The 25,587-nt window shown below is 48.1% G+C and carries 22 protein-coding genes, 1 riboswitch and 1 other annotated feature; of the genes, 10 read left to right on the forward strand and 12 right to left on the reverse strand.

Features of this window, described 5'->3' with window-relative positions; all coding sequences use genetic code 11:
- Nucleotides 1-64: 64 nt before the first annotated feature.
- Nucleotides 65-1,444, forward strand: coding sequence for a TrkH family potassium uptake protein (locus tag KNO86_RS10375; protein ID WP_214695929.1), 1,380 nt, complete (start codon nt 65-67; stop codon nt 1,442-1,444).
- 21 nt (nt 1,445-1,465) lie between these two features.
- Here KNO86_RS10375 and KNO86_RS10380 read toward each other — a convergent pair whose 3' ends face one another.
- Nucleotides 1,466-2,536, reverse strand: a complete 1,071-nt coding sequence (locus KNO86_RS10380) for an SDR family oxidoreductase (protein ID WP_214695931.1) — start codon at nt 2,534-2,536, stop codon at nt 1,466-1,468.
- Nucleotides 2,533-4,707, reverse strand: coding sequence for a PAS domain-containing sensor histidine kinase (locus tag KNO86_RS10385; protein ID WP_214695933.1), 2,175 nt, complete (start codon nt 4,705-4,707; stop codon nt 2,533-2,535). The genes KNO86_RS10380 and KNO86_RS10385 overlap by 4 nt, the downstream gene beginning before the upstream one ends.
- A 126-nt stretch (nt 4,708-4,833) precedes the next feature.
- Here KNO86_RS10385 and KNO86_RS10390 point away from each other — a divergent pair, with 126 nt between their 5' ends.
- Entirely contained in the window at nt 4,834-5,328 is a 495-nt protein-coding gene (locus KNO86_RS10390) for a restriction endonuclease (RefSeq protein ID WP_214695935.1), read from the forward strand.
- A gap of 218 nt (nt 5,329-5,546) precedes the next feature.
- Nucleotides 5,547-6,029, forward strand: coding sequence for an LURP-one-related family protein (locus KNO86_RS10395; RefSeq protein WP_015880506.1), 483 nt, complete (start codon nt 5,547-5,549; stop codon nt 6,027-6,029).
- A 55-nt stretch (nt 6,030-6,084) separates the two neighbouring features.
- Here the strand turns inward: KNO86_RS10395 and KNO86_RS10400 are convergent, their stop codons facing one another.
- Complete coding sequence (locus KNO86_RS10400) at nt 6,085-6,708, reverse strand: DUF1836 domain-containing protein (RefSeq protein ID WP_214695937.1); 624 nt, start codon at nt 6,706-6,708, stop codon at nt 6,085-6,087.
- 151 nt (nt 6,709-6,859) lie between these two features.
- Here KNO86_RS10400 and KNO86_RS10405 point away from each other — a divergent pair, with 151 nt between their 5' ends.
- Together KNO86_RS10405 and murB are read left to right on the forward strand one after the other, a co-directional pair.
- Nucleotides 6,860-7,510, forward strand: a complete 651-nt coding sequence (locus KNO86_RS10405) for a diacylglycerol/polyprenol kinase family protein (protein WP_074034266.1) — start codon at nt 6,860-6,862, stop codon at nt 7,508-7,510.
- 152 nt (nt 7,511-7,662) lie between these two features.
- On the forward strand, nt 7,663-8,583 hold the full coding sequence (gene murB, locus KNO86_RS10410; RefSeq protein ID WP_214695939.1) for a UDP-N-acetylmuramate dehydrogenase: 921 nt from the start codon (nt 7,663-7,665) through the stop codon (nt 8,581-8,583).
- A gap of 99 nt (nt 8,584-8,682) precedes the next feature.
- Here the strand turns inward: murB and ald are convergent, their stop codons facing one another.
- From ald to trhO, 4 genes are all read right to left on the reverse strand, one after another.
- Nucleotides 8,683-9,813, reverse strand: a complete 1,131-nt coding sequence (gene ald, locus KNO86_RS10415) for an alanine dehydrogenase (RefSeq protein WP_214695941.1) — start codon at nt 9,811-9,813, stop codon at nt 8,683-8,685.
- A 132-nt stretch (nt 9,814-9,945) separates the two neighbouring features.
- Entirely contained in the window at nt 9,946-11,169 is a 1,224-nt protein-coding gene (locus KNO86_RS10420) for a PucR family transcriptional regulator (protein WP_214695943.1), read from the reverse strand.
- Between the two features lie 91 nt (nt 11,170-11,260).
- A complete protein-coding gene (locus KNO86_RS10425) occupies nt 11,261-11,686 on the reverse strand; it encodes a divergent PAP2 family protein (RefSeq protein ID WP_214695945.1) in 426 nt (141 codons plus the stop codon).
- A 118-nt stretch (nt 11,687-11,804) separates the two neighbouring features.
- Nucleotides 11,805-12,746, reverse strand: a complete 942-nt coding sequence (gene trhO / locus KNO86_RS10430) for an oxygen-dependent tRNA uridine(34) hydroxylase TrhO (protein WP_214695947.1) — start codon at nt 12,744-12,746, stop codon at nt 11,805-11,807.
- Nucleotides 12,747-12,974: 228 nt separating this feature from the next.
- Between trhO and KNO86_RS10435 the strand changes: the two genes are divergently transcribed.
- Nucleotides 12,975-13,619, forward strand: coding sequence for a TVP38/TMEM64 family protein (locus KNO86_RS10435; protein WP_214695949.1), 645 nt, complete (start codon nt 12,975-12,977; stop codon nt 13,617-13,619).
- A gap of 18 nt (nt 13,620-13,637) precedes the next feature.
- On the opposite strand, the gene KNO86_RS10440 is transcribed toward KNO86_RS10435, so the two are convergent.
- Nucleotides 13,638-14,921 carry a Na+/H+ antiporter NhaC family protein gene (locus KNO86_RS10440; RefSeq protein ID WP_214695951.1) on the reverse strand — a complete coding sequence of 428 codons (1,284 nt, stop codon included), beginning with the start codon at nt 14,919-14,921 and terminating at the stop codon, nt 13,638-13,640.
- A 69-nt stretch (nt 14,922-14,990) separates the two neighbouring features.
- Nucleotides 14,991-15,085, reverse strand: a riboswitch (SAM riboswitch).
- 98 nt (nt 15,086-15,183) lie between these two features.
- Entirely contained in the window at nt 15,184-16,863 is a 1,680-nt protein-coding gene (locus KNO86_RS10445; RefSeq protein ID WP_214695953.1) for a GGDEF domain-containing protein, read from the reverse strand.
- Nucleotides 16,864-17,017: 154 nt separating this feature from the next.
- Nucleotides 17,018-17,229, forward strand: a binding site (T-box leader).
- Nucleotides 17,230-17,287: 58 nt separating this feature from the next.
- On the opposite strand from KNO86_RS10445, the gene argS reads away from it, so the two are divergent.
- Nucleotides 17,288-18,970, forward strand: coding sequence for an arginine--tRNA ligase (argS, locus tag KNO86_RS10450; RefSeq protein WP_214695955.1), 1,683 nt, complete (start codon nt 17,288-17,290; stop codon nt 18,968-18,970).
- A 44-nt stretch (nt 18,971-19,014) separates the two neighbouring features.
- Here argS and KNO86_RS10455 read toward each other — a convergent pair whose 3' ends face one another.
- Complete coding sequence (locus tag KNO86_RS10455; RefSeq protein WP_214695957.1) at nt 19,015-19,593, reverse strand: metallophosphoesterase family protein; 579 nt, start codon at nt 19,591-19,593, stop codon at nt 19,015-19,017.
- The gene (locus KNO86_RS10460; protein ID WP_015880519.1) at nt 19,590-20,081 is read right to left on the reverse strand and encodes a YajQ family cyclic di-GMP-binding protein; all 492 of its coding nucleotides are present in this window, start codon (nt 20,079-20,081) and stop codon (nt 19,590-19,592) included. Before KNO86_RS10460 ends, KNO86_RS10455 begins: the two co-directional genes overlap by 4 nt.
- Before the next feature lie 68 nt (nt 20,082-20,149).
- Here KNO86_RS10460 and pulA point away from each other — a divergent pair, with 68 nt between their 5' ends.
- Nucleotides 20,150-22,144, forward strand: a complete 1,995-nt coding sequence (pulA, locus tag KNO86_RS10465; RefSeq protein WP_214695958.1) for a type I pullulanase — start codon at nt 20,150-20,152, stop codon at nt 22,142-22,144.
- Nucleotides 22,145-22,159: 15 nt separating this feature from the next.
- Here pulA and KNO86_RS10470 read toward each other — a convergent pair whose 3' ends face one another.
- Entirely contained in the window at nt 22,160-22,324 is a 165-nt protein-coding gene (locus KNO86_RS10470; RefSeq protein WP_074034284.1) for a YycC family protein, read from the reverse strand.
- Between the two features lie 130 nt (nt 22,325-22,454).
- On the opposite strand from KNO86_RS10470, the gene KNO86_RS10475 reads away from it, so the two are divergent.
- Nucleotides 22,455-23,255, forward strand: a complete 801-nt coding sequence (locus KNO86_RS10475) for a hypothetical protein (protein ID WP_214695960.1) — start codon at nt 22,455-22,457, stop codon at nt 23,253-23,255.
- Nucleotides 23,256-23,346: 91 nt separating this feature from the next.
- Nucleotides 23,347-25,470: an MMPL family transporter gene (locus KNO86_RS10480; protein ID WP_214695968.1), complete on the forward strand. Its 2,124-nt coding sequence runs from the start codon at nt 23,347-23,349 to the stop codon at nt 25,468-25,470.
- Nucleotides 25,471-25,587: the final 117 nt, after the last annotated feature.

Genomic DNA, 25,587 nt, shown 5'->3' on the forward strand with positions numbered 1-25,587 from the left:
TGGCATTTAGAAAGGCGAGGAGTAACATGAGGCTTAGAATAACTGAAGTGAAGGGGATGTCGTGATGCGACATAGACTGTCAGCGCGTGAGATGCGCTTGAAGCGAATCGAGGTACTTTATCGAGTCGTGTTTGAAAAACCTGCCCGCTTTATCGCGGGAGGATTTTTACTTGCGATTTTTATCGGGGCAACACTCTTATATATGCCATTTGCTCAAGAAGAACCAGTTTCTTGGATTGATTGTCTATTTATCGCGACTTCTGCAGGTACCGTGACCGGATTGTCGACTGTCGACATCGGTTCGTCATTCAACTTGTTCGGGGAATTGGTGATTGTCGCCCTGATTCAAATCGGGGGTCTCGGGTTCATGACGATCGCGTTGATGCTCCTCAGTGTATTAGGGAAGAAAATTGGATTGAAACAACGGATTCTCTTGCAAGAATCGCTAAACTTAGCCGGACCCGGTGGAACGGTTCGTCTCGTGCGAAATATCGTCTTCACGACGGTCATCGTTCAATTTATCGGGATGCTGTTTTTGACATTCGAGCTATATAGTACAGAGAGCTATTCTTTCGGTGCGGCACTCTACTATGGGTTTTTCCATGCCGTCTCTGCCTTTAACAATGCGGGCTTCGCGTTATTTCCGGACAGTCTGATGTCATTTGAACAAAACACGGCGATTGTCGTGACGATCGCTCTCATGATCATGATTGGGGGTCTCGGGTTCACGACGATTGCCGATGCGACAGAAGTGCGAGGGTGGAAGCGTCTCGCTCTCCATTCGAAAATCATGATTCTATCCCTTTTGGTCATCAATGGGGTAGCATGGTTCGTGCTCATGATGTTTGAGTGGGTATCAAATGAAGGCTCTCTCTATGGGCGGTCCATCGGTGAGGCGCTACACGTGACGTTTTTCCAAGCCGTGACGACACGTACGGCCGGTTTTAATACGATTGATATCGCAACGATGGCACCTGCCTCAATCGGCTTGATTTTAATTTTGATGTATATCGGGGCCGGTGCAGCTTCGACAGGGTCAGGGATTAAAGTGACAACGCTAGCGGTCATCTTCGCGGACATGTGGGCGTTCATTGCGGGTAAGAAAGAAACGGTGATCATGGAGCGGACGATTGATGCGTTTCAAATCAAAAAGGCATACGTTGTCGCCATCTCGAGCTTCTTCTTCATCCTGATCATTACGACACTCGTCATTTTGACAAACGGTCACATTCCAGCGAGCGCCATTCTGTTTGAGACGGTGTCGGCGTTCGGGACGGTCGGGTTATCATTAGGCATTACTGCTGATTTGAATGCTGCCGGCAAAGGGTTCATCATGTTCATGATGCTCCTTGGACGTGTCGGATCGTTGACGATTCTCTTCACGGTCGCACGACAAGCCGACCGGAAGATTCGCTATCCGAAAGAGAAGATTTTGATTGGTTAATCCAAAAAGCCCTGAACGCATTCAGGGCTTTTCGTGTGTCATGAAATATTGGACGACCTTCGGTAGGTAATCTTGAAGATCCGGACAGACGATTCCAGTCCCATCGAGCGCACGAATCGTTTGCGTCGTATCGAAATGGACAGGATGTTTGAAATAGTCTAGCAGTTCGTGCGGAACATCCAGTTGTGCGGCGTTTTTCCAAGTCGTGAATGCGACATCTGCAACAGCATGGGGAACCGTGCCGCGAGGAGGACGGTGGAACATCGTCTCATGTAGCATGCGATACACTTCACGCGCACCATGCGGGAAAGGATCCGTCAAATGAAACGTCCGTTTCGACCCGACTGGCGAGTGTGCTAGGAAGGCGGTCGCTTCCACGACATAATCATAAGGAACTAAATTCACTTCGACGTTCGCACGCCCGATATAAGGGAGCGGTCGCATCTGTTGAAGTTGCGCCATCAATTTCAATACAAAATAGACACCGTCAAACTTCTTCGTTTCACCGGTTCGACTATGTCCAATCACAATACCAGGACGAATGATAGTGATTGGCATCGCTCCCATCTCGCGGGAGACGAGTGCTTCCGCTTCATATTTAGTCGCTTCATAATGATTTTTAAATCGAGCCCGATGCCAGAGTTCGTTCTCATAGACGGTCCCTTGCCTGCGACCGGCAATATAGGCCGTACTGAAATAGACATACCGCTTTAACTGTTTCGACCGTTTGGCGAACGCCGTGACGTGTTTCGTACCGAGGATATTGATTCGATACCCCGTGTCATACGGAATGCTCAAGTCATAGGCCGCAGCTAGATGAAAGACGTAATGCACGTCACGCTCGATGACAGAGCGCATAATCGGATCGAGAATCACTTCCGGTAACGTGATGTCCGCCTCCACTAAGACGAGCTGGCGAGGCTCGAGGGATGTCGTAGATAGCAACGTGTCTCGTAGTTCTTCCGCTTCACGCTGTTGGTTCGGGAGATGAAGCGCATAGATTGTTCCGATTTGATGAGGCAACGACGAAAGATGTTCGATTAACTTTCCAGCTAAAAATCCAGGGAATCCGGTAAAGGCATAATCGTTCATGATAGTTCCTCCGCTAAGTCTAGTGTGAATGTAAACGTCGATCCTTTTCCGACAGTCGATTCCACTTCGATGCTGCCGCCATGGGATTCGATGATTTCTTTACAGATGGACAAGCCAAGACCGGTCCCACCAATTTTACGTGTATCGGAGTTATCGACCCGATAAAACTTTGTAAAAAGTTTCTCGAAGGCGTGTTCAGGAATACCGATTCCGAAGTCACGAATAGAGACGTGGGCCTGATTGTGGTCGTGCCGGACCCGTACTTCAATTTCTTGTTCGTTCGGCGAATACTTGATGGCATTAGAAATTAAGTTGACGAGTACTTGTTCAATGCGGTCCCGGTCAGCAATCAAGCGTAGGTCTTCATCAGCGTTATCGAAATGAATGGCATGGTCATTTGTTTCACGGAAGCGTTCAACCACATCTAAGACGAGTTCATTCAATGAGAAATGATCTTGCTTGTATTCCTGATGACCACCCTCCATGCGTTGAATGTCTAAGAAGTCATTGAGTAACGCCGTTAACCGTGACGCTTCTCGTGACATCGTCTTCAAGAATCGTTCTCGCTTATCAGGCGTCAAATCGCGAGCGAGCATCAACTCGATGTAGCCAGATAATGAAGAAAGGGGTGTCCGCAGTTCATGCGAGACCGTGCTCACCAGTTCGTTTTTAATCTGATCCATCCGCTCTTCTTCCGTGCGGTTACGGAATACGAATAAGAAACCGCTATCCATTCCGATTTGTCGTTTCGTATCCATCGTCGTGCCGTACATCTCGTAATATTCCTCATCCCGATCGTTCGGTTGAGGGATGGAGAAACGCATGGACACTTCCCGAGCTGTTCCGTCTAACAGTTGATCCATCTTGCGCAACATCTCGCTTCGGTCGCGAGGACGGAACGTGGAGAGGAGGGGGATCCGCTCTTGTATTTTATTCGGGGCGATCCCAGGTAAGTCCATGAGGCGTCGCGCATGGACGTTCATGAACAAGACACTCCCGTTCGACTCGGTCAAGACGAATGCTTCGTTTGACGCTTGTAAAATCGATTGAATGATGTCCCGTTGGCGGGCAATCGCATTTTTCTCTCGTTCGAGCATGCGTTCTATTTTTTTACGGTCGCTAATGTCACGCATGACGGCGACTCGTAACGTTTGACCTAGATACGTCACTTCTTTCGGGTAAACCTCCATCTCTAGAAACGTGCCGTCCGCTCGTCGTCCAATCACTTCATATGGTGTTTGGATATGGTTGCGGATTCGTCGCAACACATCTGCCCGATATCCTTCGGCAATAAATTCAACCGTTTGCCGACCGACCATTTGTTCGGCTGGGATTTTGAAGATGGATTCCGCTGCTTTGTTCGCATCAAGAATCATCCCGTCTTCGTGGAATAGGACGGCCTCGATGACAGATTCGGCAAACATCCGATAGCGTTGTTCCTTATAACGGAGTTCTCGTTTTAGTTCAATCTCAGGACTCACATCAAATACGAAGAAAAAGAATCCGATGAGTTGCTCTTGTTCATAGACCGGATGCATAAAGAGTTTTCCGATAAAATGTGTCCGGTCTTTACATTGAAATTTCCACTCACGGTCTCCTTTGTCGAGTGCGAGGCGTAACATTTGTTCGAACGAAAGCAACCGTTCTGTCTCATCTTGATAGGCAGAACGCTTTTCGCTCAGCTCCCTTGACTCGAACAAAGCGAACGGGGTCATCTCATATAACACTTCATGAGGAGCGTAGCCGAACAGTTCCGTCGCTCCCTGGTTAAATCGAGTGATCAACATATTGGCATCCGTCATGATCATCGCCATGTCGAGCTCGGAGTGCATCATCGCTTCAAACGCATTGTGTTGAATCGTCACGCGTGTATCGAGAGGGAGTGGTTCGATGGAAAGAATGTAGTGTTTTTCCCAAGGGATGGCATGCACACGCATCGTCGGTAGTTCATACATCCAAGACAGTCCTTGCTCCATTCGGCGAGATAATTCCATCGTAATTGGAGACTGGTTGACCATATGAAAGAGGTTCGTACGAGTCTGTAGATTCTCTGGAAACTTTTCTAGGAACGGCCGGTTTGCCTGAACGATTGTTCCGTCTTTTTCTATTAAAGCAACCCCGTAAGGTAATGCATGTAATAACTCACTGTGGAGATTGGTGCGATTCTCCATGAACGATCATCCCTCCTTCGTGGTGTCAGACGAGCATATCTTCTATAACATTCGACAGATCCCCCTTTCATTTCCTGCCCTCGAAACGGTAAAGTGGGAGAGAGGACGTGGAAAGGAACGATGGGGATGATTGGATTACTTATTAGTATGATCGGTGCTATTGGTCTATGGTGGTTCGGAGCACCGCTTTGGAGCAGTATCTTACTACTCGTGTTAGGAATCGTGTGGTTCGTCTGGAGAGCTCGACTGTCGACAATCGACCGAATCGATCGGATGGATGGCCGAGAATTCGAACTGTTTTTAGAGAATGTGTTTACGGCGCTCGGATACACGGTCACCGTGACACCAGCCTCGCGTGACTTTGGGGCAGACTTGTTACTCGAGACACCCGATGGATGGTCGATTGCGGTACAAGCGAAACGGTATGAAAAGGTAGTCGGTCTTGAAGCGGTTCAACAAATTGCGGCTGCCGTTCCGTATTATCAGGCACATGAAGGATGGGTCGTGACGAACTCGACATTTACGGACAGTGCGTATGAATTGGCGGCGCCAAATCAAGTTCGTCTGATTGCAAGAATGGAGCTTGAAGAACTCTTAAAAGAAGCGGGATATAAGCGATAAGAATAGGCATGTTCACAAGTTCGACAGAATCCAAAATGATGTCGAAAAAAAGGGCTTGTCTTTTTCTTTAATCGATGCAATAATCATCTTCGTCATATGAAATATGTAGTAGTTGAAACGAGATAAAAACTACACAGAGAAACGATTGGGGTTTCAAGAAATGCCCGACCGTACACATACAAACAATCACGGTTGGAACGTGCTAGGAGGAAAAAGCGGTGCGCAAATTAATTTATGTAAAAGGTTGCGTCTTTACGCAAGGCGAGGCGACCATTTATGATGAGACAAATGATGCGATCGGATCTGTTCACCGCGACGCGGAAGGCAGTGTCCAAGTGCACAATTTGTCTGGACGACAGATCGCTCACGGGAAGTATATCCCGAACTGCCAAAAATGGGTCGTGATGAACCATGACGGACAGGCGATTGGTCAATTGAAAGACAAGTTCTCGTTATTCGGGAAAAAGTGTGAGTACAACGTCTATGAACGCGGACTCTTCACGATTCAATACGATGTGGAACGTCATAAGTTCAGCGTCCGTGACAAAGCAGGTAAGCTTGTCGCGGAGCTACGGAAACAAGAGGATGACACGTTCTGCTTAACGAAAGAAGCAGATCAGCTATCGATGTTCGAACTCCTTTCTGTCTTAAAAACGTTAACGGTTAAATCGCGGATGCCGCTCGCAGCATCTGTCTCATAACGATGACGAGCACCGGTCCTTGACCGGTGTTTTTTGATGCAAAAAAACCGTTCCATCAAATGAAACGGTTCAAATACTGCTTGGCCTCGAGCTCGAGTGTCGTCACACGATGTGCGTACAAACAGAGCTTTAGGACATGAATGATATTCGGATGTGTGTATTTCGTTTTTTCGAGAGAACGCTTGGCACGCGTATCGAGCAGGTCGATTGGGCTCGTCGACTTCGCATACTCTGCGTATAATCGATAAAAATCAATCGGAGTGATGAAGTCGTCTTCGTCCCGGTCAGGGTTGTTGAAGATAAGTGCCAATAAGGAACTTGTCTCTTCAAGTGAGAAAAGGTGTTTCAAGTCATCAAGAAGGTAGATGATGGCTGCTTGATGCAAGGAATACTTTTTACCGATTCGTGGGACACCGATGATTTTACGGACTTCACGCTTCGTCCAGTTTTGAATCGTTGTCGCCGAGAGATGTTCTCCGGTCAATGCGTTCGCAAGGGCAACGATTTGATTGATGGACAAGCCGTTCTTTTCAATATGAAACAAGTGGATTTTTCGAAGCTCTTTTGGAAAATGTTCACGCACGTCTTCAGGGAAGAGGGCGATGGCTCGCTCGATTTCTCCGACCTGCATGAAGTGAAGGCAATCTGCCAAAGTTTGAATTGAAGTTGCGTCGCGCATACGGCCACCCTTTCTATCACCAACATCGTACGTTGGCTATACAGTCATTTGACCTCATTCTACCAAATGTTTGAAAAGTAAGCTAGGATGGGCACTGATTAAGGTATAATGACGGTATTATACACATCCTATACATAGAGGTGGTCAAGCAATGAATGAATGGATTAGTTCGATTCTTTCCATCGTGATTGTCCTTGTATTTCTCGTCGGTCTCGAACAAGTTGGAAAGCGTCTTGGGTGGACAGACGAAACGATTCGAAAAAGTGTACATATCGCAGTCGGACATTGGTCGCTACTAGCGGTCTGGTTAATGGATTCTTGGTACGTCGCGGCAGTCCCGCTCATCTTCTTCACCTTCGCGAACGCGGTCTTGTTATATAAAAGCCCATCACCGGTACATCAGACGGAACGGAAGTCTTTCGGAACGGTCTATTATCCAATCGCTTTACTCATCATTTTATACTTCTTCTTTGAGTCGGAACCGATTGCATTTTTAGCGGGATCACTCGTCCTCGCCTGGGGGGATGGAATGGCTGCATTGATTGGACGGAAGTATGGGACAGTCATCTATGATTTGTACGGTCAAAAGCGTTCCTTCCAAGGGAGCGTCGCCATGTTCTTAAGCTCGTATGCGGTCTTATTTTTATTGTTTTTGTGGAATGATGTCGTCATGTGGCAAGTGGTAACATATGGATTTATCATTTCCATCATCGCCACACTGACTGAAGCGATTTCATACCGAGATTGGGATAACTTTACAATTCCGATTGTAGTGGCTGTAGCGACATCGCTATTGTTATAAACTAATCATGACATTGTAAGAAAAACGTTGCTTGTCACGTCCGACAATCATTTGTATACTGTGTTTCGTACTGAAACCATTCAGTGACGTGCTCGGTACGAAGAAGATGTGACTGAGACACTTAAATAGAACGTAAAGGATTGAGTGAACGCATGAGCTTTTTACAGCAACTCCAGAGTATTATTCCGGCCGAGCGCGTCCTCCAAGACGAGCCGCTGTCGGCACACACGTATACAAAACTAGGCGGGAAAGCAGATTACTTCGTAGCCCCCCACACATACGAAGAAGTCCAAGCCGTCTTAGAACTAGCCCATCAGGAAGCAATGCCGTTCATGATTCTCGGGTTCGGTTCAAACTTGATTGTCCGCGACGGGGGAATTCGCGGAGTTGTTTTAAACTTGAACGAACTGAATACGATTCGTCGTGAAGGGAACCAAATCGTGGCACAGGCTGGGGCAGCGATTATCGATGTCTCACGTCAAGCGCTTGCGGAAGGTTTATCCGGTCTTGAGTTCGCCTGTGGTATCCCTGGAACGGTCGGTGGCGCCGTCTATATGAACGCGGGTGCATATGGTGGAGAAACGAAAGACGTCATCACGTCTGCGACAGTATTGACGTCGGACGGACAAGTGCTTCATTTGTCAAAAGACGAATTAGAACTCGACTACCGCACCAGCCGTGTATCAAAAGAAGGGTTCATCGTGTTAGAAGCGACGTTTGAGCTCGAACCGAAAAACTACGAATTGATCAAAGAAGTCATGGACGATTTGACGTATAAACGTGAATCGAAGCAACCGCTCGAATATCCTTCGTGCGGAAGTGTCTTCAAACGTCCGCCAGGCTACTTTGCCGGCAAGTTGATTCAAGACTCTGGTCTTCAGGGCAAACGAATCGGAGGAGCGGAAGTATCGCTCAAGCACGCAGGATTCATCGTCAACATCGCGGAGGCGACAGCGACGGAATATATTTCGCTGATTCGTCACGTGCAAGCGACCGTTAAAGAGAAGTTCGAAGTGGAATTAGAACCGGAAGTGAAAATCATCGGGGAAGATATCGCTGTCGAAAACGCATAATGGGAAGAAGGAACTGAGCGATTTTGTTCAGTTCCTTCTTTTATTTCATATATTTCATACGAAAAAGACGACGAGAACGGGCATCTCGTCGTCTTTCGATTACGCTTGTGTTTGTTTTGCAACTGCCTCATAGGCAGGGACGAACGGATACTCTAAATCACGAGCGACCGCTTCGTATGTGACCGTACCGTTGATAACGTTTAAGCCTTTAAGAAGGGCATCGTTTCCGAGGAGTGCCGGGAGCACACCTTTTTGTGCACATTCGATAATGTATGGCATCGTTGCGTTCGTAAGCCCCATTGTCGATGTGCGTGGCACGGCACCTGGCATGTTGGCGACGGCGTAATGTTGCACACCGTAACGTTCATACGTTGGCGCATCATGCGTTGTGATATGATCAATCGTTTCACAAATTCCACCTTGGTCAATGGCGACATCGACAATCACCGATCCTGGGGACATGCGTTGTACCATTTCTTCTGTGACAAGTTTCGGTGCTTTTGCTCCAGGAATCAAAACAGCACCGATGACGAGATCACTCTCAGCTACTTGTTTGGCGATATTGTATTTGTTCGAGATTAATGTGTTGATTGTGTTTCCGAACAAGTCGTCGATTTGACGAAGACGAGCTGGGCTGATGTCCATCAAGGTAACGCTTGCCCCGAGACCGATGGCGATACGCGCTGCGTTCGTTCCGACGACACCGCCCCCGATGACCGTGACGTTCGCACGAGGTACGCCCGGAAGACCTGACATGAGGATTCCTTTTCCACCGTGCGGTTTTTCGAGAATCTGTGCCCCGATTTGAGCAGCCATACGACCTGCGACTTCACTCATCGGTGTGAGAAGTGGTAACGTCCGATCGACTTCGACCGTCTCATACGCGATAGCAGTGATGCCTGATTCGACGAGTGCTTTCGTTAATTCTGGTTCTGCCGCTAAGTGCAAATACGTGAAGAGCGTCAGATCAGGACGGAAGTATTGATATTCAGACGGCTGCGGCTCTTTCACTTTGAGCGCAAGTTCGACGCCTTCCCATACTTCTTTCGCCGTTTCGACAATTGTTGCACCGGCATCGATATATTCCATATTCGTGAAACCACTGCCGAGACCGGCATTTGTTTCGACGAAGACGTCATGACCAAGTTCCGTTAACATAAATGCACCCATCGGTGTCAAAGCCACCCGATTTTCATTGTTTTTAATCTCTTTTAATACCCCGATTTTCATGGAACATTCCCCTTTCATTCCGTTGACACAAATTGTTCACACCCCTAGTATAGACCCATTCGAAAACGCTGTCTTTATCATGGATTCTAAAAACGAAGACGCTCACTTTGTGAAAAAACACAAAGCGAACGCCTAGTCTTCTAATCGATATTGGCCGGCTTTAATCGCCAAATAAATCATGGAACGTTCGGGTAAGGAAACTTGCGTGATATTCGTCAACTCTTCGATGCGTCGAATCCGATACAAGACGGTATTCGGATGGATATGAAGGTGGGCGGCGACCCGCTTTACGTTCCCATCGAAATAAAAATACCATTCGAGCGTCTTCACGAGTTCGGTCTGATGGGACGAGTCATAGTGTTGCAACCGTTCAACGGTCGGATGGGTTTCCAGTCGAAGTCCGATGCGACGTGCCAGTTCCGGGACGAGCTGATAAATTCCAATCTGTTCAAAGGCGCGAGAAGTCGCGAGCTCAAGAGGGAACTTACGACGAAGTGTTGTGACACGTCGCGCCTCTTCCGCTGCGGCGTACAGCATGTCACTCTCGAAAAAGCGCCGACTGATTCCGATTCGTGGTTCGGATTCAGTGAACTTGTCTTGAAGCAACTGTTCGAATCGTTCCGCCCAAGCGAGCAATTCCACTTCTTCATCGGAAAGTTCGGATTTCATGTAATGCCAGACGAGTAATTGCTGTCCATCGATGGCATGTAAGACCACTTCAATCGCCTCTTGGGTCGCAAGCACATAATGCAGACGTTCAGCGAGTTGTGGGGTGATCGGTTGAGCGCATTCAATGATCGTCAATCGACTGGCGACCGCAATGGGGGCGAGTTCGTTCAGTCGTTCGCGATTGGGATCGGAGAGTGTCGGGGAAGCGAGCACATCTAGTAAAAAGCGTTCAAGTTCCGCGCTAATGCGTCGTTCGTGCATCGCGATTGTCATGAGCAACTTCTTGGCAATGGTCGCTCCTTCTTGCAAGATGGCTAATTCTTGAGTGGTAAACGGATTCGTTCGAGCCAAGCTCCAAATATAACCGAGTACTTCGTCATGTTGTTTGATCACGATGGCGGCACGCTCGCCGAGCCCGACAGCGAGCCGTGCTGGAATGACGACAGGCTCATCTTGGTCAATGACTTCTCGTAAAATCCCACTTTCCCACAAATCTTCAATAACGGCTTCTGGGACACGACGACCAATGATCGTGGCGATCCTGGCCGGGTCGGTCGAATCAGGATGGGTGCTATACGCCAGCAACTGGTGGTGGCGATTTTCAATCGTGATGGGTGCTCGAATCGCTTGACCGATTGCTTCGGCGAGTGTATCGAGAGACTCATAAGATTTCTGCAAAAAAGGCATGTCGATTCCTCCTTTCTCTGAGTATAACTTCTTCTTTGTGAAACTTCACAAAAAGAATCGAGAGTGTGAGAAATGACATACCTTTAGTGGATTACATCGGGAAAAACAATCCGACAACGAGACCGAGCAACGCCCCGACGATGACTTGGAACGGCGTGTGCCCGACAAGTTCATTCAAAAGTGGAGTTTCGTGTTTGATCCCTTTGAAATAATCGTTCAATAGTCGGGCCTGAAAACCGACTGCTTGACGGACGCCGGTCGCATCGTACATGACGATGGTGGCGAAGACGACAGCGAGGGCAAACATACTCGAGTCGATGCCTTCCATCCGTCCGATTGCCGTAGCGAGTGCGACGACCGTGGACGAATGTGAACTCGGCATGCCGCCTGAAGCGAACATGATTTCAATTTCAAAATCCCTTGTTTTAATGAGTTCGGTTACGAGCTTGGCTGCTTGGGCGATAAACCAAGCAAGAATCGCAGCGAGTAAAGGTTCGTTAAACATGCATCTATTCACTTCCTGTCTGACATAGTAACTTCACTATACCCGAAAGCGGGGCAGACTAGACGTTAAGATTTCGTCAAAAAAAGGTGTCAAGGACAGCTTGTCCATGACACCTTTTGGTCGATTTTTGTTACCCGACTACTCCTTCAGTTTCCTGAAGTTTCTCTGCAATGTTGTCGATGATATAACGGTTGCGTGGGTGTTCTTGACACTCTTTCGAGCATGAACGCATTTGTTTCGGTTCACACTCTTCACAACAGAAATGCTGTACATTACACTCCGGGTTAGCACAATTAACGTAACGAACCGTCTCGGTTCCACAGTGCATGCAGTGTGAAACAACAGTCGGGTTCACAGAGTTAACAGGGACGTTGATGCGCTCGTCAAAGACGTAAAGCTCACCATCCCAGTTTTCACCTTTCGTCGCTTCGTCTTTTCCATACATTGCGACGCCACCTTTTAAGTGGAAGATGTTGTCGTGACCTTGGTCACGCATATATGCTGTAAATTTCTCGCAACGGACGCCACCAGTACAGTACGTGAGCAGTGTTTTCCCTTCGTAGAGGTCTTTGTTCTCTTCGAGCCATTCTGGCATGTAACGTGAAGCCTCTACATCGATTTTGATCGCGTTTTTAAAGTGACCAAGTTCGTACTCGTAGTTGTTACGAACGTCGAGGATGACGACATCATCACGATTCATCATCTCTTTCCATTCTGCTGGTTCGAGGTATGCACCGTGTTGTTTCGGTACATCAAACTCACCATCAAAGCGCCACGTCACGAGCTCTTTCTTGTGACGGACAAAAATTTTCTTGAACGCATGCTCTTCGACTTCATCGATTTTGAACTCGATATCGCTGAAGAGTGGGTTTGCTTTCAAGTCGTTCATGTATTGCTCAGTCTGTTCCCAAGTACCAGAGCACGTCCCGTTGATTCCTTCGGAGGAAATCAAGATGCGTCCTTTGATGCCAAGGTCTTTACAATACTTCAAATGTTCTTGCGTGAGTGTTTCTGGGTCTTCGATGTTGACGTACTTATAGTACAGCAAGACCCGCATTGGTTTTGTTTCCATGTTGTGTTGCTCCCCTGTGTTCAGTTTTTTGCAGGAAAACGAACGTTGGGTTGTGTCGTTCGACGAATAGACTTGCCTGCAACCACAAGTCCATTATTATATGATAAATATCACGACGAATTTTCGCAAATGGTTTTTAATTTTTTTTGACGAATGCAGGGAGATGCGTCTTGAAAATCGAATTCGGGTATTAGAGTAGTAGTAACGAAAGTTGAAGGTGGAACGACTATGCTCACTTCTCTCCAACAGTACATCATCCAATTAATCGAATGGCTTCAAAGTTTGCCTGGCGGTCCTTGGGCCGGACTCGGCGCTCCGTTTTTAGAAGCGATCTTTCCGTTTTTGCCACTCGTTTTAATCATTTCAGCGAATGCGGCAACATATGGTTTTTTGTTAGGGGTCCTTTTATCATGGATCGGGAACTTACTCGGAACGATTGTCGTCTTCGTGGCGGTCCGATATGTGTTTCGTAAACCGATGACGCGCTGGCTCGAGAAACATAAAGCGGCGGTCTATTGGTTAGAACGAATCAACCATATGAGTCCGATTTCACTCGGGTTCTTGTATTCGCTCCCGTTCATCCCGGTCAGTTTGATCACCTATTTGCTGGCGCTCATTCAGATGCCGCTCCGTACGTTCATTTTGGCGGCGGGATTCGGGAAACTACTCGTCGTCGTCATTTTCTCGGTCATCGGGGATCAATGGGAAGAATTTATCCAAAGCCCGTTTCGCTTATCGATGCTCGGTCTGCTTTTGGTCGCATTGTGGGCCATCAGTCGAGGACTAGAAGAAGTGCTCAAACGACGCGCTTTCAAAAAACGCAACGAGCAATTGAAGCAAGAGATGATCACTAAACGACAAACACCCCTTTGAACAAGGGGTGTTTGTCGTTTAAGACTGCTTTTTAAAACGCGGGAAGTTGAATGCAATCGCAATTCCTCCACAAATAAAGAGGAGGAACGGATAAAACATGAACGGGACGAGGTCAGGCGAAGCGGTCTTCGTCAACTCTGCGGCGATGAGAAGTTGCGCTCCGTATGGGAGAATCCCTTGTACACCACATGAGAAGATATCGAGCACACTCGCTGATTTTTTCCGTTCGATGTCGTATTCGTCCGCAATGTTCGCGGCGAGTGGTCCGGCTACGAGAATGGAAATCGTATTGTTCGCGGTCGCTACGTTCGTCGCACTGACGAGACCCGCGATACTCCACTCGGCACCAGCACGTTTTTGAATCCGTGATGTCAACGCATCACGCAAATACGTGAGTCCGCCGTTGTGCGAAATAAGTCCGACGAGGCCGCCCATGAGTAACGTCAAGAACGAGATTTCGGCCATACCGACCATACCATCGGCGATAGCGGTCACAAATGCTGTGACGGATAAGCTTCCGTCGAGAAGACCGATGATTCCGGTTAGCGTGATCCCGCCCAACAGGACGAGAATGACGTTCAGTCCCGTTAACGCCAGTCCGATGACCGCGAGATACGGAATAAGTTTATACCATTCGAATGCAGCGACATCAACCGTCGATTCACCGTTCGACAAGACGGCGAGTAAAATCGTCGTGATGATGGCAGCTGGTAGCACGATCCAGAAGTTCGTTCGGAATTTATCGCGCATGTTCGTCCGTTGTGTCCTAACGGCAGCAATGGTCGTATCCGAAATGAATGAAAGGTTGTCTCCGAACATGGCTCCGCCGACAACTGCCGCGGCTGCGATGGCGACGTTCACACCACTTTCCTCATGAATACCGAGGGCAATCGGCGCAAGTGCCGCAATCGTTCCGGTCGATGTACCCATTGCCATTGAAATGAAAGCAGCAATGACGAATAGTCCACTTAAGAGAAGCGATGGGGGTAAAAGCGTCAACGCCGCGTTGACCGTCGCGTCGATGGCACCGATTGATTCAGCTACCGTTGAAAAGGCACCGGCCAGTAAGAAGATAAAAATCATAATGATGATTCCCGGATTTCCGGCACCTTGCGCGATGCGCTCGACGGTTTGAGTGGCACTTCCTTTTGTCATGAATGCCGCAACCATCAAGGCGATGATGGCCGCAACGAGTACCGGAAACTTATAGAAGTCTCCGTAATAGACACCCGCTCCGATGAAGAAGAGTAAGAAGACGAGTAACGGCAAGAGTGCCCATTTGTTTGCTGTTGGTTGTTCCAAAATAATCACCTCACTAAAAAATAAAAAGGACCTTTTTCTTGAGAAAAAGGTCCTTCGTGTGAAATACCCTTTTCATCTTTCGGACTATCGTCCGCTGGATTTGGCACAGGTTCCCCGCTGCCGAGACTTCATAGGGCCAGTCCCTCCGTCTCTCTCGATAAAAAGTTAAGTTATCCTATTATCAAACACGTTCCCTAACGTACCTGTTTCAAATCCCGTTGTCAACCTAAAAACTCCCCAATTCGATGTGAGAAAGGGGAGTTTACGTCGTTAAATTGTTGAAGTGCGCCACACGGTTACGTCCTGCATATTTTCCGCCAACATACAGGGCACGGTCCGCATTTCGAATCGTATCATCGAGACGCTTGTTCCCGAACGCTTCAATTGTGTCGACCCCGATGGAGGCGGTGACAGAAATCTCGTGGTGGTCAACATGAAACGGTTTCGCTTCGATTTGATGGCGAATCCGCTCCGTGATTTCAATCGCTTGGTGCATATCACAATGATTGAGCAATAAAATAAATTCTTCGCCACCATAACGTGCAGCAAAGTCGTCTGGACGGAGCACTTGACGGATTCGTCGTCCGAACTCTTGTAAGACATGGTCCCCGACCTGATGACCGTACGTATCGTTAATCTTTTTGAAAAAATCAATATCGAGCATGGCAACCGATATCGGATATACCGACATATCGGATATTTGTTGAATGCCATATTCATAAAATGCACGCGCATTAGCAAGAAGCGTTAAACTGTCCGTCCGACTCTCGGTATAGAGGCGGTCCCGTTCGTGACAACGGCTAATGGTTCGGTTGAACGATTTTAACAATTTGATGATTTCGTGCTGAATAATCTTTGGATAACCGTATACAGGTTCTCCCATCATAACAATCCAGGTGCGAATCTCTTCGATTTCCTCCGAACGAACAGAAACGAAGCTGTGGTAATCGTCGTGGAAAGCATCAGAAAGGGAAGTATCCCATTCAAAGCGCATTTCATAGTCGAGGACTTGCTCGATTGGCTGACTCATGTCAAGCAACGTAAAGACGATGGGTCGATCGATGGGCTGTCGCGTCTTTAAATCAAAGTACAGGGTGCGTTCAAATAATTTAAACTCGACATACCCTTCATCATAATGATTCAGCTGTTCGCATTGACTTAAAAATACTTCGATGGCTTGCGCCTCGCTCTGCGACAAGGAAACAGCCTCTTTCGCTTCATCGTATTGCTCAATCAAGGATTTGAATGCATCTTGCCGCTCTTTTTGAATAAGAAGCCGCTTGATGAAGAACGTCAACGCAGCGGCGATGCTACTGACGACGAGTAAGTTGGTCTCTCGGAAAAACGCTGCCGCTAAGATGAAAATCAAACTGACGACGTACGTATAGAAGGCAATCTTCATAAAGTCGCTCAATGCGATGTCGACGCGGAACCACCATCTCACCTGATACTTTTGAAACACCGTATTTAAGAAGATGGCAAGGAACAATCCAGCGAGCGGCACGAACGAATCTTGCGAATAAAAGTCGAGACCGGTCTCCCCACCAAGGGCGAGATAGACCGCTGCTGGGATGACAATTTCTAAGTAAGCTGTAATGGCATTCCACGGATACGTGAAGCGGAAACGACGGATGGCGACTTTCGGTTTCAAATTGGCGAATTGAAAGACGAACAATCCGATTTGGTTGACGATGAGTGCTGTTTCGAATCCAAAGAATAAAAATAAAATTAAGACGATACTTTCAGAAAATGTGAAGTACACACCTTTGACTTCGATCGAGTCGAGTTGAAAAATGATGACAAGCAATGAAATTAAAATAAACGACAACGGATCGATTGTTGGGGCGTGTAGGATATCCAATGCGAATAATGCGATGGTGAAGATGAATAAGGCACTCCATATACTCCAACCGAGCACGGACATCTTACGAAAGTGGTTCATGCGTTCCCTCCTAGCATGGGACATTTCAAGATCTAATAGTAAAGATTCGTCACGATTTCGTGTGAGTCCTGCTTCTGTTCCATGATGCTTGAATTCTAGCATTGAGTATACACGGAATATCCTCTATAATGAAATTGCTTTTCAACCGCATAGACGAATGTCGATGAAAAAGAGAGTAACGATGGTTTAGTCAACAAAGCGACCTGGGGAATGGTGAGAGCCCAGGCTGACAAACGTCGCGAAACGCACTTTTGAGATGCTATCCGAAACGAGAGTAGGCATAGCCGGAGGGAACCGTTATCACCATAAAGCGGTCTGCGTCATGCAGGCAAGAAGAGTGGTACCGCGGGAATTCCCGTCTCTTTGCATCTATGCAAAGGGCGTTTTTTTTATGAGTTGTGATACGAAGAAGGAGGACATACAAATGAGTTATGAACGCAAGTACGCAGAAGCGTTATCACGTGTCATCGGAGACGAGCTCACGATTGACCAGATTGAGGCATTGATTGAGAAGCCAAAACACGAGGCGCACGGTGACCTCGCGTTCCCGTGTTTCCAATTAGCGAAAGCCTACCGTAAAGCACCTGTCATGATCGCGACAGACATTGCGAATGACTTGAACGATGAACTGTTCACAAAAGTCGAGGCGGCAGGACCTTACGTCAACGTCTTCTTGAGCCGTGACGTCGTGTCACAAGAAATCATCAACACGGTGCTCGATGAAAAGTCAGAGTACGCGACACACGCAACACGCAATGAAACGATTGTGACGGACTTCTCGTCACCAAACATTGCGAAGCCGTTCTCGATGGGTCACTTACGTTCGACGGTGATCGGGAATGCGATCAACCAAATCGCACGTAAAAACGGATATGACGTCGTCGGTGTCAACCACCTCGGTGACTGGGGCACTCAGTTTGGGAAATTGATGGTCGCCTACAAGAAGTGGGGCGATGAGGAAGCGGTACGCGCCAATCCAATCGCAGAACTCTTGAAATTATATGTTCATTTCCATGAAGAAGCGAAGACACAACCAGAACTTGAAGACGAAGGTCGCGCGTGGTTCAAGAAGCTTGAAGACGGCGATGCGGAAGCGACAGAGCTTTGGCAATGGTTCCGTGACGAGTCACTCAAGGAGTTCCAAAAAGTATACGACCTCCTCGGTGTGAAATTCGAGAGCTTCAATGGTGAGGCGTTCTACAATGATAAGATGGGACGCGTCGTCGAGATGCTTGAAGAAAAAAATCTCTTAGTCGAAAGTGAGGGCGCCATGGTCGTCTCGCTCGAGGAAGAGAACTTGCCACCATGCCTAATCAAGAAGAAAGATGGCGCGACATTGTACGCGACACGTGACTTGGCAGCAGCGATCTATCGCTACGAGACATACAACTTCGTGCAAGCAAACTATGTCGTCGGTGGCGAACAGGCGCTTCACTTCAAACAACTCTTCTCGGTTCTTCGTAAGCTCGGCTACGACTTCGTCGATGGCATGCATCACGTACCGTTCGGCTTGATCTTGCAAGAAGGGAAGAAGATGTCGACACGTAAAGGGCGCATCGTTCTTCTTGAGGAAGTGTTGAAAGAAGCGATTGAAAAAGCACAAGCGAACATCGCGCAGAAGAACCCAGACCTTGCGAACGCAGAAGACGTCGCACGCATGGTCGGTGTCGGAGCGGTCGTCTTCCACGACTTGAAGAACGAACGCATCAACAACATCGAATTCGATCTCGACAGCATGCTCAAGTTTGAAGGAGAGACAGGACCTTACGTCCAATACACGAACGCTCGTGCGAACTCACTCCTCCGTAAAGGGAACTACGATGGTTCACCGTTCACTGGTGCAGACGATGACTACTCATGGGGTGTCGTCACGATGCTCAACGCGTTCCCACACGTCATCACGCGTGCACATGAACGTCGCGAACCATCTATCATCAGCCGTTATGTACTTGACCTCGCGCAAGCGTTCAACAAGTATTACGGTCATGTCCGTGTCTTAGAAGAAGATGCAGGCAAACAATCGCGTCTCGCACTCGTGAAGGCAGTGACACTCGTATTGACGGAAGGACTCCGTTTACTCGGTGTCGAAGCTCCAGAAGAAATGTAAGACAGACGAAAGGACCTCAAAAAAATGAGGTCCTTTTCCTATGCTCACACTTTCATACGGGTCACCGTTCGGGCTTCCGTGTCATAGAGACACCATTCCCGATCGAAGATGACGGCACCGACGTTGATGACATATCGCTTTTTCTTCAAATGGAACGGGGTCCCGATTTCCCACGGCAGGGATATCCCTTTCCGATAAATCCCGGCAATATGACTATGTCCAATGAAAACGAGTGGATATTTCCCTTTCTCAACAATCGGTTCCCAGTCTTCGTTCCATTTGACTTGATGCCCATGTAAAAAGCGTGCTTCGCCAAGAGTCGTCTGTTCCGGCAATAAAGAAATCCGTGTTTTCACGGGATGGTCGATGACGAGTACCTCGTCGATTCGCTCCTCTTGATTACCGCGTAGACTTGGGAACGTCAACAATGCTTCATAGTTCGGGTCATACGTCACGACGTCTTCCACATGATGAAAGCGCTCGTGACGTCGTTTTTTCCCGATGTGGCATTCATATAGGTCGCCAAGACAGAGAATATGCTCGGTTTCCCGCCGGACGTCATCGAGAACCGCCTTCAAATCATCAAACGAACCGTGTGGGTCACTGATGATCGCGAGTTTCATCGGAAGTTCGTGAATTGGGCATCGACAGACAACTCGAGCTCACGAACGAGCTGCATGACAGCTTGAAGGTCGTCACGCGATTTTCCGGTCACCCGGATTTGATCGTCTTGAATTTGCGATTTGACTTTAAGTTTTGATTCTTTGATGGCGTTGTTGATTTTTTTCGCGTCATCTTTGTCGATGCCACTCTTCAATTTCACACGTTGACGAACCGTGCCGCCGAGTGCGTTCTCTACTTTTTGATAGTCGAGGTTTTTTGTCGGAACGCCGCGCTTGATCAACTTCGTGATTAAGACGTCTTTCAACTGCTCAAGTTTATAGTCGTCATCCGAGATAAGGACGAGGTCGCCGTTGTCGAGCGACATCTCACTTTTTGACCCTTTAAAGTCATAACGGTTCAAAATTTCCTTCTCCGCGATTTGGATTGCGTTCTTCACTTCTTCAAGATTCATTTCGGACACGATATCGAAAGAATTGTCTTTTGCCATGTTTCATCCATCCTTTGTGTGGTTTTGTTATAATGATAGCAGATTTGAAGCAGTGAAGGAGTGAAGAGATGGAACGTACAATGGATCAACATACACATGCAGACTTAGATCACGTTGCCTATCACGGGAAAGACCTTGGGGTGACGTTCAAAGGGGAACAGATTCGACTACGTGTCTGGTCTCCGGTAGCGGAACAGATGTCGGTCAAGTTATATCGCACAGCCCGTGCCCGCAAGTTTGATCGACTCGAGCTCGAACCGGCTGAGAAGGGGACTTGGGTCATTGAACTCGACCGCGCCCTGTTCGAAGGTCAATTTTATGTATTTGAAGCAATGATTGATGGGAAAAAAGTGGAATCACTCGACCCTTATGCAAAAGTCGTCGGAGTGAACGGGAAGCGTGGATGCCTGCTTGAGCCGGCATCCTTGAACCCGGACCATTGGATCAAAGAACGTCCGCTATTCAATTCTTCACAAGAGGCGGTCATTTATGAGGCGCACGTCCGTGATTTAACGAGTCATCCGGAAAGTGGCGCCACGCATCGTGGGAAGTTCTTAGGCATGACCGAGACGGGTACGACGACAACAAGCGGATACCCGACCGGTCTTGACTACATCACCTCGCTCGGTATCACACATCTTCAATTGATGCCATTCTTTGACTATGGGTCGGTGAACGAATCACGCGAGAGCGAAGATAACTATAACTGGGGATATGACCCGGTACATTACTTTGCGGTCGAGGGATCGTACGCCTCGTCAGCAGACGATCCGGCGACACGAATTATTGAACTAAAAGCAATGATTCAAGCCCTCCACGATCGAGGCATCCGTGTCATCATGGACGTCGTCTTCAACCATACGTACGATGCGTTGACGACACCGCTCGGTCAATTCGTCCCGGATTATTACTATCGACTAAATGAGGACGGAACACTCGCAGACGGTTCAGCATGTGGGAATGACACGGCATCTGAGCGTGCGATGATGCGTAAGCTCATGGTCGAGTGTGTCACATATTGGGCGAAGGAATTCATGATTGACGGATTCCGTTTCGACTTGATGGGATTACATGATGTGAAGACGATGAATCAAATTCGGAAGGCGCTTGACCGCGTCGACCCATCCATCCTGGTCATCGGAGAAGGTTGGGATTTAGACACACCACTCCCGGTCCGTAAAAAAGCGAATCAACACAATGCGCATAAGATGCCACGAATCGCGCAATTTAATGATGGGATTCGAGATGGTGTCCGTGGAGACGTGTTCATCGAGGACTTACCAGGCTGGGTGAGCGGCAACACAGACATGACAGCTGACGTGAAACGGGGAATCGCTGGCGGGATTACGAGCCAAAGTTTTGCCGATGAACCGAACCAGGTCGTCAACTATGTCGAATGTCACGATAACTTGACGCTTTGGGACAAGTTGTCCGTGACAAATCCAGATGATGATGAGACGACGCGTCGTCGCCGTCATCGCTTGGCGACATCCATCGTACTTCTCGGACAAGGGATTCCGTTCCTCCACAGTGGACAAGAGTTCTTCCGCACAAAAGATGGGGACGAGAATAGCTTTAACTCAGGCGGGGTCGTCAACCGTGTCGACTGGACACGTGCAGAACAAGAAGCGCCGAGTGTAGAATATGTGAAAGGTCTGTTGCGTCTGCGGAAGCAGTACCCGCTCTTCCGACTTGAGAACACGGAACAGATTCGGAAACATTTACGTTTCTTCGATGAAGAAGAAGGCGTGATCGCATTCGAGTTGAGCCGCCACGTCGAAGGGTATGTAGAACGACATGTGGTGTATCATAACGCGCTAGAGGAAGCGGTCGAGATCAAACTTCCGTCCGGTAAGTTTGAAGTAAACGTGGAAGACCATACCGTCAATCTGACGGCTCCGCGTCAAATCGAGGACCGTCATATGACAGTCGCGCCACTGTCGACACTCGTAGTGACGGAACGTCGTCCGGACTACAGCAAATACGCTGTTGCCGGAGGTGCCGCACTCGCCGTGCTCGGTCTCTGGTATGTATCGAAAAAACGAAAACGTAAAGAACAGTAAACAAAAAAGGAGACGTTAATCTGTCTCCTTTGATGTGTCTTCCTCTGCTTGAGATGCCTCGAGTTGCATCATTTTTTGAACGAGAATATGCTTCGGCATATGCATCAATTCTTCGAGCGGGACGTTCAACTTTTTCGCAAGCTCAACCGCGGTCTCTGGTGATAATTGTAATGGGCGCATCGGTATACTCCTTTCTGAACCATTCATCTATACGGACAGTATACAGGAAAATCGAAAATGTGTTGAACGAACACATTCAAAATCGAATTTCGCTTCGGTCGTTGCTAAGCTGAAATTAGGAAGTGATCAAATGTACAAACAAACAGCAGACTTTCAATTTCATCAAACGATCGAATGGTTAGAACGTGTCGGTGAAGGTTGGATGTTGTACTTGGCGCAAACCGGATTTTTGTTCTTTGACGAGTCGTCCCAAATTCGCTGGGAGATTGACTGGGCTTGGACACCGTGCGCCCTATATGTGGAACCGAATGCGACGCGTGCCGTGGCATGGTTCCGAGAAAAAGGACTTTACGGAGTCATTGATTTACAAAAAGGACAGATGGAGACGCATGCGATTCCACAACGTTTTAACGGTGACTGGTTTAGCAATTTGCACTATTGGCAAGGCGATGACATCTTCTTATATTCAGCCGAATCAGATGTCGTGGCTTTGAACCTCCACGATCATACGTTTCGATATAGTCGCTACGAAGAAGTTCCGCTCTTTGGGAACATCATCGAGTTGGCGTATCAAGGGACGTATGATTTTGAACGATTCACACCTGAAACATGTGTGACCTTATTTGATGAAAACACGCATCACTTTTTAGTGGAGAATGTGAAAACGAATGAGAACTGGCGTATTCCGTATGAAGGGGACCGTGATACGGTCATCCTCGATCAAGTCGGCGAAACGACGGCAATCACTTCGACCGAAGCGTTCCAACTGTTTCGTCGAGAAGAAGAACTGTTTTGTTCGACTGTGTGCGCGGACAACCAATTGCTGAAGGTCATGCTGTTAGATGACCGAGGAGATCGACTCGTTGTTCTATCCGCACCACCACGATTTTGCCATAGTTGGCTTCAAGTCTTTGAACGACAAGAATCCTGAACCCGAAACAGGTTCAGGAATTTTTTGTGAAGTGATGATGAATGAAGAGAGAAACGGGAATTAGATGGTTAGACAGGGAGGAGTGACAAGGATGGAATGGTTAGGTAGGCAGTTGGTTCGCTTTCGATATGGAGTACTACTCATTTGGACGATTTTACTCGCAGGGTCGGTCTATTTTGGGCTGCAGCTCCCGGGTGAGTTGAGAGGAAACGGCTTCGCGATTCAAGACGGGCGATTCCAACAAGTAGAAGATACGTTGAATGAACGGTTCGACCGTGCAGGTGCCTCGATGATCGTCTTGTTTGAAGGCGGAGAAATAAAAACGGTCATGGACGAACAACAGCAACGGTTCGAGGCAATTCGGTCGATTGATGGTGTGATTACGCCATCCGAGAATCCAGATGCTCGTTCAGGCGACGTCTCGTACTTTGTGCTTGAATTTGAAGACTATGAAGCAGCCGAATCTTCGATTGAGGCGGTTCGTGACGCCCTGATCACAGACACAGATACAGAAGTGCGGTTGACTGGGGAACCAGTCTTTGCAGACGACTTGAACGAGGCATCGAAAAATGACTTGATTCGGGCAGAGTTGATCGGGATTCCGGTTGCTCTCGTCGTATTGTTACTTGTTTTCGGAACGCCGCTCGCGGCACTCATGCCGTTGCTCGTCGGACTCATCACGTTCATCGTAGCGGCAGGCTCTTTATTCTTTTTTGCGCAAAACATGGAATTATCCATATTCGTCTTGAACGCCGTGGCGATGATCGCCATTGCGCTCGGGATTGATTTCTCATTGCTCCTCGTCAATCGGTATCGTGAAGAGTTGACGCGTGGGCAGTCGAGAGAAGAAGCTATCGTCCGGACGGTGGCGACGGCAGGACGCTCGATTCTCTTTTCTGGACTATGCGTATTCGTCGGATTGGCCGGTCTACTGTTTATCCAGGTCGATGTTTTCCAGGCAGTCGCACTCGGTGCGCTCATTGCCGTTGCAGGGGCGGTTTTATCCGCACTGACTCTCTTGCCGTCATCGCTTTACTTAGTCGGGGACGCTTTGAATAAAGGGCGGATCATCAAGTCTGACGAAACGAAGTCAGAAAAGCGTTGGCAAAAGCTTGCCCGTTTCGTCATGAAGCGCCCTGTGACGATGACGCTCGTCGCGTTATTGTTACTGTTACCGAGTCTTTGGTTCGTCCGTGACTTAGAACTGAACATTCCGGACGCAGATGCGCTCCCGACTTCGTATGAATCACGGGCGGCACTTGAACGATTTGACGAAGTGTTCGGAGAAAACTCAACCGATGCGGTCATTTTGTTCGAAGCGAATGATTTGACGGACCCGATGATTTTAGAAGAACTGACAACGCTCACGGACGAGTTAAACGAAGTAGAGATTGTCGATAACGTCTCGACCTTTTTGACGACGTCTGGTTTGACGCCTGAAGCGTTCACGCAACTCGTGGAGGCGGCCCCAGAACAACTCGCTCCGCTTGAACGTCTCGTCACGCTTGATGGGAATACAGACCTCGCCCTCGTCAACGTGAGTTTCGATGTACCACCAAGTGACAAAGAAGCGCAGGCATTTGTCCGCGATTGGCAAGACCAGGGATTTGAGGTCGGTGGACCGGCTGCCTTTAACGAAGAGATTTATGATGAGATTTACGACAGCATCCCATATGCAGTGATCACCGTCATTTTGGCGACGTTCTTCATCCTCATGTGGGCATTCCGATCCATCTTGATTCCAATCAAAGCCATTCTTATGAATGTACTCGGTCTCGGTGCGACGTTCGGTTTACTCGTCATCATCTTTGAGTCGGGCTATGTATATGATGCGGAGACGATCAGTATTTTGACACCGGTCTTCATCTTCTCACTCGTCTTCGGATTGTCGATGGACTATGAGGTGTTCCTCGTTTCACGAATCGAGGAATACTACCGGGAGACAGGTGACAACGACTATGCGACAGAGATGGGACTGGCGAAAACGAGTAAGATCATTACCTCGGCTGCCATCATCATGATTGTCGTGACCGGTGCGTTTGCCTTTACGGGTGTCAGCCCGATTAAACAGCTCGGTGTCGGGATTGCCCTCGCCATCTTTATCGATGCGACGATTATCCGAATCCTGCTCGTTCCATCTCTTATGAAACTGTTTGGGGATTGGAACTGGTGGTGGTTCGGAAAGAAAGATTTACCGAAACGTAACATGCACTAAAAGTAAAATTCATGAACTGAATCAAAATGTGTGGTAAACTACGTACAAGATTACGCGCAATTTGAGAAAGGAAGGTCTTTATGGATACCGAGAGGACGTGGCCTCTGTTCCAACTTC

Source organism: Exiguobacterium sp. s160 (genome assembly GCF_018617575.1).
GTDB lineage: Bacteria > Bacillota > Bacilli > Exiguobacteriales > Exiguobacteriaceae > Exiguobacterium > Exiguobacterium aestuarii_A.